Origin of the sequence: Ornithinicoccus halotolerans (genome assembly GCF_009602535.1) — a bacterium.
Taxonomy (GTDB): domain Bacteria; phylum Actinomycetota; class Actinomycetes; order Actinomycetales; family Dermatophilaceae; genus Ornithinicoccus; species Ornithinicoccus halotolerans.
Window position 1 is genome coordinate 22,629 of the sequence record NZ_WIQI01000026.1, and the last position, 7,689, is coordinate 30,317.

At 73.5% G+C, this 7,689-nt stretch carries 6 protein-coding genes and 3 tRNA genes; 5 read left to right on the plus strand and 4 right to left on the minus strand.

The window, feature by feature from the left end; translation table 11 throughout:
- Positions 1-18: 18 nt before the first annotated feature.
- The 4 genes from ilvC (at position 19) to GFJ45_RS07060 (ending at position 5,470) form a co-directional block, all read left to right on the plus strand.
- Positions 19-1,050, plus strand: a complete 1,032-nt coding sequence (ilvC, locus tag GFJ45_RS07045; protein ID WP_194288554.1) for a ketol-acid reductoisomerase — start codon at positions 19-21, stop codon at positions 1,048-1,050.
- Positions 1,047-2,774, plus strand: coding sequence for a dihydroxy-acid dehydratase (gene ilvD / locus GFJ45_RS07050; RefSeq protein ID WP_153395582.1), 1,728 nt, complete (start codon positions 1,047-1,049; stop codon positions 2,772-2,774). The genes ilvC and ilvD overlap by 4 nt, the downstream gene beginning before the upstream one ends.
- Positions 2,775-2,885: 111 nt before the next feature.
- A complete protein-coding gene (locus GFJ45_RS07055) occupies positions 2,886-4,844 on the plus strand; it encodes a chorismate-binding protein (RefSeq protein WP_153395584.1) in 1,959 nt (652 codons plus the stop codon).
- A 116-nt stretch (positions 4,845-4,960) separates the two neighbouring features.
- The gene (locus GFJ45_RS07060; RefSeq protein ID WP_153395586.1) at positions 4,961-5,470 is read left to right on the plus strand and encodes a polymer-forming cytoskeletal protein; all 510 of its coding nucleotides are present in this window, start codon (positions 4,961-4,963) and stop codon (positions 5,468-5,470) included.
- Between the two features lie 98 nt (positions 5,471-5,568).
- Here the strand turns inward: GFJ45_RS07060 and GFJ45_RS07065 are convergent.
- The 4 genes from GFJ45_RS07065 to GFJ45_RS07080 all read right to left on the minus strand — a co-directional run bounded on the left by GFJ45_RS07065 (position 5,569) and on the right by GFJ45_RS07080 (position 7,046).
- A tRNA-Phe gene (locus GFJ45_RS07065) sits at positions 5,569-5,645 on the minus strand.
- Between the two features lie 58 nt (positions 5,646-5,703).
- A tRNA-Asp gene (locus GFJ45_RS07070) sits at positions 5,704-5,777 on the minus strand.
- Positions 5,778-5,821: 44 nt separating this feature from the next.
- Positions 5,822-5,894 (minus strand) — tRNA-Glu (locus GFJ45_RS07075).
- Between the two features lie 129 nt (positions 5,895-6,023).
- A complete protein-coding gene (locus GFJ45_RS07080) occupies positions 6,024-7,046 on the minus strand; it encodes a PHP domain-containing protein (RefSeq protein ID WP_153395588.1) in 1,023 nt (340 codons plus the stop codon).
- Positions 7,047-7,136: 90 nt separating this feature from the next.
- Here GFJ45_RS07080 and GFJ45_RS07085 point away from each other — a divergent pair, with 90 nt between their 5' ends.
- The gene (locus GFJ45_RS07085; RefSeq protein ID WP_153395590.1) at positions 7,137-7,622 is read left to right on the plus strand and encodes a GNAT family N-acetyltransferase; all 486 of its coding nucleotides are present in this window, start codon (positions 7,137-7,139) and stop codon (positions 7,620-7,622) included.
- Positions 7,623-7,689 lie beyond the last annotated feature (67 nt).

Genomic DNA, 7,689 nt, shown 5'->3' on the forward strand with positions numbered 1-7,689 from the left:
ACAAGGAGAGACCCACTGATGGCCACCCTCTACTACGACGACGACGCCGACCTCGGCCTGATCCAGGGCCGCAAGGTGGCCGTCATCGGATACGGCAGCCAGGGCCACGCCCACGCCCTGTCGCTGCGGGACTCCGGCGTCGACGTCCGCGTCGGCCTCCCGGAGACCTCCCGGTCGCGCGGCAAGGCCGAGGCCGAGGGGCTGCGGGTGGTCACCCCCGCGGAGGCGGCCCAGGAGGCCGACGTGGTCATGGTGCTCACCCCTGACCACACCCAGCGCACCCTCTACACCGAGAGCATCGAGCCGCACCTGCAGCCCGGCAACGCGCTGTTCTTCAGCCACGGCTTCAACATCCGGTTCGGCTACATCACCCCGCCTGACGGTGTCGACGTCTGCATGGTCGCCCCCAAGGGCCCCGGCCACCTGGTACGCCGGGAGTACGTCGACGGCCGCGGTGTCCCGGTGCTGGTGGCCGTGGAGCAGGACGCCTCCGGTGGCGCCTGGGACCTGGCGCTGTCCTACGCCTCGGCGGTCGGCGGGCTGCGCGCCGGTGGCATCAAGACCACCTTCACCGAGGAGACCGAGACCGACCTGTTCGGCGAGCAGGCGGTGCTGTGCGGCGGCGTGTCACAGCTGATCATGAAGGGCTTCGAGACCCTCACCGAGGCCGGCTACCAGCCCGAGGTGGCCTACTTCGAGTGCCTGCACGAGCTGAAGCTGATCGTGGACCTGATGTACGAGGGCGGGATCGCCAAGCAGCGCTGGTCGGTGTCCGACACCGCCGAGTACGGCGACTACGTCTCCGGCCCGCGGGTGGTCGACGACCACGTCAAGGAGAACATGCAGGCGGTGCTGGAGGACGTGCGCAACGGCGCCTTCGCCCAGCGGTTCATCGACGACCAGGACGCCGGCGCCCCCGAGTTCCGCCGGCTGCGGGCCGAGGGCGAGCAGCACTCGATCGAGCAGGTCGGCCGCGGGCTGCGCGACATGATGGCGTGGGTGAAGAGCCACGACTCCGGCGACTACACCGAGGGGACCGCCGCCCGATGAGCACCGACGCCGGCACCAGGCCCAGCACGGGGGTCGACCCCAAGCCCCGTAGCCGCGACGTCACCGACGGCCTGGAGCGTGCCGCCGCGCGCGGCATGCTCCGGGCCGTGGGGATGGGCGACGAGGACTGGGCCAAGCCGCAGGTGGGCGTGGGCAGCTCGTGGAACGAGATCACCCCCTGCAACCTGTCGCTGGAGCGGCTGGCCGGGGCGGTCAAGGACGGGGTGCACGCCGCGGGCGGCTACCCGCTGGAGTTCGGCACCATCTCGGTCTCCGACGGCATCTCGATGGGCCACGAGGGCATGCACTACTCGCTGGTGTCCCGGGAGGTCATCGCCGACTCGGTGGAGACCGTCATGCAGGCCGAGCGGATGGACGGCTCGGTGCTGCTGGCCGGCTGCGACAAGTCGCTGCCGGCGATGCTCATGGCCGCCGCCCGGCTGGACCTGGCCTCGGTGTTCGTCTACGCCGGGTCGATCCTGCCCGGGATCGCCCGGATGTCGGACGGCTCCGAGCGCGAGGTGACCATCATCGACGCGTTCGAGGCGGTCGGCGCCTGCGCGCGCGGCCTGATGAGCCGGGAGGACGTCGACGCCATCGAGCGGGCGATCTGCCCGGGCGAGGGCGCCTGCGGCGGCATGTACACCGCCAACACCATGGCCGCGGTCGCCGAGGCGATCGGGATGGCGTTGCCGGGCTCGGCGGCCCCACCGGCCACCGACCGGCGCCGGGACGGCATCGCCCGCCGCTCCGGGGAGACCGTGGTGCGGATGCTGCAGCAGGGCATCACCGCGCGGCAGATCATGACGCGGGAGGCGTTCGAGAACGCCATCGCCGTGGTGATGGCCTTCGGTGGCTCCACCAACGCGGTGCTGCACCTGCTGGCCATCGCCCACGAGGCCGAGGTCGAGCTGAGCCTGGACGACTTCCGCCGGATCGGCGCGAAGGTCCCGCACCTGGCCGACGTGAAGCCGTTCGGGCGCCACGTGATGACCGACGTGGACCGGATCGGCGGGATCCCGGTCGTCATGCAGGCGCTGCTGGACGCGGGGCTGCTGCACGGGGACGTGCTCACCGTCACCGGGCGCACCATGGCCGAGAACCTGGCCGAGCTGTCCCCGCCGCAGCTGGACGGCACCGTGCTGCGGCAGCTGTCCGACCCCATCCACGCCACCGGCGGGCTGACGATCCTGCAGGGGTCGCTGGCGCCCGACGGCGCGGTCGTGAAGTCCGCCGGCTTCGACTCCGAGGTCTTCCGAGGGACCGCCCGGGTCTTCGACCGGGAGCAGCCGGCGATGGCGGCGCTGGAGGACGGCACCATCACCGCCGGCGATGTCGTGGTCATCCGCTACGAAGGACCGCGCGGCGGTCCCGGGATGCGGGAGATGCTGGCCATCACCGGCGCCATCAAGGGCGCCGGCCTGGGCAAGGACGTGCTCCTGGTCACCGACGGCCGGTTCTCCGGCGGCACCACCGGGCTGTGCGTCGGCCACGTCGCCCCGGAGGCCACCGACGGCGGACCGATCGCCCTCGTCGAGGACGGCGACATCATCGAGCTGAACGTCTCGGAGGGCACCCTCGACCTGCTGGTCGAGGACTCCGAGCTGGACCGGCGGCGCCAGGGTTGGTCGGCGCCGCCCCCACCGGACCGCGCCCGGCAGGGGGTTCTCAACAAGTACACCCGGCTGGTGCGGTCCGCCTCCATCGGGGCAGTCACCTACTGACCCCGGCGTCACCGGCGCGTCGCTGCTCCGCTGGCGGCGCGCCGGTGACGTGTGTCCGGGGCCGGCCCGGCCGGGCGCGGGCACCGGGGCAGCGGGTGGCAGGATCGTCCTATGCGCACCCCCCTGCAGCAGCTCCTGGACGACCCCAGCGGTCAGGCCTGGGCGCTGCTGTGGCGCCAGGGGGAGAACGAGCCCGTCGCCGCGGCCGGCGAGCCGCCGCGGGAGGGTGCTGAGCCGCAGGTCGAGGTCCTGCTCGGGGAGGTGCGGGACGTCGAGCAGCTGGCCGACCTGCCCCCGGCCGAGCAGGACCGGCCGGTGCTGGCCATGGTGCCGTTCCGGCAGGTCGCCGAGCGCGGCTACGACGCCCACGACGACGGGACGCCGCTGCGGGTGCTGGTGGCCAGCCGCTACCAGCGACTGCCGGTGGCCGACCTGCTGGCCGCCCTCCCGCAGGACCGGGTCGAGGTCACCGACGAGACGTTCAGCGTCTCCGACGAGGACTACGCCGCCATCGTCGCCCGGGTCATCGAGGAGGAGATCGGTGAGGGGGAGGGCGCCAACTTCGTGATCCGCCGCGACGTGCGCGCCCGCACCGAGACGGCGCCGGCCCGGGCCGCGCTCAGCTGGTTGCGCAGGCTGCTGACCGACGAGCGCGGCGCCTACTGGACGTTCGCGGTGCACACCCCCGGCCACACCCTCGTGGGCGCCACCCCCGAGCGGCACGTGAGCGTGCGCGACGGGCGGGTGCGGATGAACCCCATCTCGGGCACCTTCCGCCACCCCGCGGACCGGGCCGAGCTGGAGCCGTCCTTCCGCCGCTTCATCGCCGACACCAAGGAGACCGAGGAGCTCTTCATGGTGGTCGACGAGGAGATGAAGATGATGGCCCAGATCTGCACCGACGGCGGGCGGATCACCGGCCCGCTGCTGAAGCAGATGGCCCACCTGACCCACACCGAGTACCTGCTCGACGGCCGCTCCGACGCCGACCCGCGGGACGTGCTGCGGGCCACCATGTTCGCCCCCACCGTCACCGGCTCGCCGATGGAGAACGCCTGCACCGTCATCGCCCGGCACGAGCGGGAGGGACGCGGCTACTACGCCGGGGTGCTGGCGATGCTGGAGCGGGACGCTGACGGGGAGGAGCACCTGGACGCGCCCATCCTGATCCGTACCGCCCACCTGGACCACGCCGGCGCCGTCACCGTCAGCGCGGGCGCGACGCTGGTGCGGCACTCCGACCCCGTCTCCGAGGTCGCCGAGACCACCGCGAAGGCGTCCGGGATGCTCGCGGCCCTCGGGCTGCGGCCGCGGCGGGAGGTGCGGGACGTGCCCACGCTGGCGGACCTGCCAGGAGTCGCCGAGGCGCTCGCGGCGCGCAACGAGTCGCTCTCCCCGTTCTGGCTCTCCCCGCAGGAGGTGCGCCCGGACCCGGACCTGGTCGGTCGCTCGGTCCTGGTCGTGGACGCCGAGGACGCCTGGACCCGGATGCTGGCCCACCAGGTGCGCCACTTCGGCATGCAGGCGCGGGTGGTGCGCTGGGACCGGGTCACCGACCACGACCTCGGCGGCGCCCACCTGCTGCTGCTCGGCCCCGGGCCGGGGGACCCGGCCGACGAGGACGACCCGCGGATGGCGCGGCTGCGGGCACTGGCGCTCGCGCGGCTGCGGACCGGCGCCCCGATGGTCGCGGTGTGCCTGAGCCACCAGGTCGTGGCCGGGCTCGCGGGGCTGCCGCTGGCCAAGCTCTCCCGGCCGCACCAGGGGGTGCAGCTGCCGGTGGACCTGTTCGGGCGGGCGGCGCGGATCGGCTTCTACAACACCTTCGTCGCCCGGCCGGGCGAGGCGGTGCTGCCGGAAGGCCCGGCCGGCCAGCCGGTCCCGCTGCAGCTGTCGGTGGATCCCGCCCACGACGCGGTCGTGGCGATGCGCGCCCCTGGCCTGGCCACGGTGCAGGGCCATGCGGAGTCGGTGCTCTCCCGCGACGGCCTGGTCGCCCTGCACGCACTGATCCGGCACGCGACCGGCCACGGTGACCCGTCCGGTGACGCCCGGGTGAACGAAGGCTGAGAGAACCCTCATCGTCGCCTCACGGTGACCTCATGGGACGGCTCTAGCGTCGGGTCCGAGCCCCGGTACGGTCCGGGGCCGGGCGGAGGCAGCGGCCTCCAGGAGAGGAACGGACCATGAGACGACAGCTGAGCGCGATTGCTGCCGCGGCAGTCCTTGTCACCACCCTGGGCGTCGCCGCCCCGGCGCAGGCGGACGACCGGGTGTGCCGAGGCACGATCGGCAAGGTCCGGGTGGACGACAACATCAAGGTCCCCGCGGGGGCCACGTGCGTGCTGAAGGGCACCCGCGTGGAGGGCAACGTGAAGGTCAACCGCAACGCGGTCCTGCGCGCCGTCGCCGCTCGGGTCGACGGCGACATCCAGGCCGCCGGCTTCCAGCGGGTGGCCGTCGTCGACGGCCGGGTGGAAGGCAACATCCAGCTCGAGAACGGGGCACGGATCAACCTGCGGCGCAATGTCGTCGACGGCGACATCCAGCTGTTCAGCAACGGCCGGGCCGGCCGGAAGTACGTGATCCGCAATGTCGTCGACGGCAACCTGCAGTGCAAGGCGAACAAGCCGAGGCCCACTGGGTCCGGCAACCGTGTCGCCGGCAACAAGGAGGGGCAGTGCCGCGGCCTGTGACGCAACCGCGTTGCCGCGACCTGCTGACGGACCCCTCCTGAGACGCCGTCGCCGGCAGCTGTGACCCCCTGTGCCACGGCTGCCGGCGACGGTTCCGGTGGTGGCCAGGGGCGGGGTCGAACCGCCGACCTTCCGATTTTCAGTCGGACGCTCGTACCAACTGAGCTACCTGGCCGGGAGAAGAAAGGGCCGCCGCCAACCACGCGTGCTGGGCGGCGACCCTCGCTCTCCTGCGACCCCGACGGGACTCGAACCCGCGACCTCCGCCGTGACAGGGCGGCGCGCTAACCAACTGCGCCACGGGGCCTTGGTGTAGGCCTGTGCCAGTGCCGCCGCCATGGCGACACCGTGCATCCCCAACGGGATTCGAACCCGTGTTACCGCCGTGAAAGGGCGGGGTCCTAGGCCGCTAGACGATGGGGACCTGTCCTCCGGCCCCCCGCCGCCAAGCAGCAGCTCGGATCCGTCGAGGACAGTTGGAGAGCATACGTGAGCGCGGGCGAATCTCCAAAGTGGCCGCTCGCGGCCCGGGAAGGGCAGGTCCGGCGGGCCGCTACGGGTTGGCCCACGCCAGCAGCTCCGGCAGCGGCCAGCTGTTCACGATCCGCTCGACCGGCACCTCGAGCCGCTCGGCCCGCTCGGCGCCGTAGGCCTGGAAGTCCAGCTGGCCGGGGGCGTGGGCATCGGTGTCGAGCGCGAACAGGCAGCCGGCCTCGACCGCGACCCGGAGCAGGTCGTCCGGTGGGTCGGTGCGCTCGGGGCGGGAGTTGATCTCCACGGCGGTGCCGCTCTCGGCGCAGGCGGCGAAGACCGCCTCGGCGTCGAACTCGCTCTGCGGGCGGGTCCCGCGGTCGCCGGTGATGAGCCGGCCGGTGCAGTGTCCGAGCACGTTGGTGTGCGGCAGCCGGACCGCGGCGACCATCCGCCGGGTCATCGCCGGGGCGTCCATGCGTAGCTTGGAGTGCACCGACGCGACCCGGACGTCGAGCTGGTCGAGCAGGGACGGGTCCTGGTCGAGGCTGCCGTCGTCGAGGATGTCCACCTCGATGCCCTTGAGCAGCCGGAAGCCGTCCCCCAGCGAGGTGTTCACGGCGTCCACGACCCGTAGCTGCCGCGCCAGCCGGGCGGGGGAGAGGCCGTTGGCGACGGTGAGCCGGGGGGAGTGGTCGGTGAGCGCCAGGTACTCGTGGCCCAGCTCCATGGCGGTGGCCACCATCTCCTCGATCGGAGACCCGCCGTCGGACCAGTCCGAGTGGCTGTGCAGGTCGCCCCGCAGCGCGGACCGCACCGACTGGCCGCCCTCGACGAGCGGCCCGCCCGCGCTCTCCTCCAGCTCGGCCAGCTTGTCCGGCACCCGTCCCGCGACGGCCTGCTCGATGACGGTCGCGGTGGAGGAGCCGACGCCCGGCAGCTCGCGCAGCGTGCCGGCCGCGACCCGCTCGCGCACCTCCGCCTCGGGGACCGCCAGCAGCGCCGAGGCGGCGGCCCGGTAGGCCTTGACCCGGTAGGTGGAGGCGCGGCTGCGCTCCAGCAGGAAGGCGATCCGTCGCAGCGCGTCCACCGGCTCCGTGCTCACCCGGCCAGCGTACGGGTGGGCACCGACGCCGCCACCGGCAACGCCACCGACGTGCCGGGGCCGGCCCTGGCCCCCGTACCCTGGCCGGTGATGAGCAGCAGCGCCCAGCCACCGGGAGAGCCGGTCGTCCACGTCGCCCGGTTCGCCGACCTGGCGCCGCACCTGCTGTACGGGCTGCTGCGGCTGCGGGTCGACGTGTTCGTCGTCGAGCAGGAGTGCCCCTACCCCGAGCTGGACGGCCGGGACACCGAGCCCACCGCCGAGCACCTGTGGGTCGAGGCCGGCGGGCGCCCGGTCGCGACCGTTCGGTTGCTGGCGGGTGCGCCGGGCACCGGGGAGATGGTCATCGGCCGGGTCGCCACCGCCCCGGGGCACCGCGGCCGCGGGTACGCCGCCGCGCTCGTCCGGGAGGGGCTGCGGCGAGCGGGGCACCGGCCGGTGCGGATCGGCGCGCAGGCCCACCTGGAGGGCTGGTACGGCCGGTTCGGCTTCGTGCGTTGCGGGCCGGACTACCTGGAGGACGGGATCCCGCACCTGCCGATGCTGCACGCCCCCGGCTCGCAGGCACCCCGGTAGCGGCGCGCCCGGTCAGCGGCGGCGGCTTCCGCTACCGGCGGACCTGGCCGGCCGCCGGGCGCCGCTG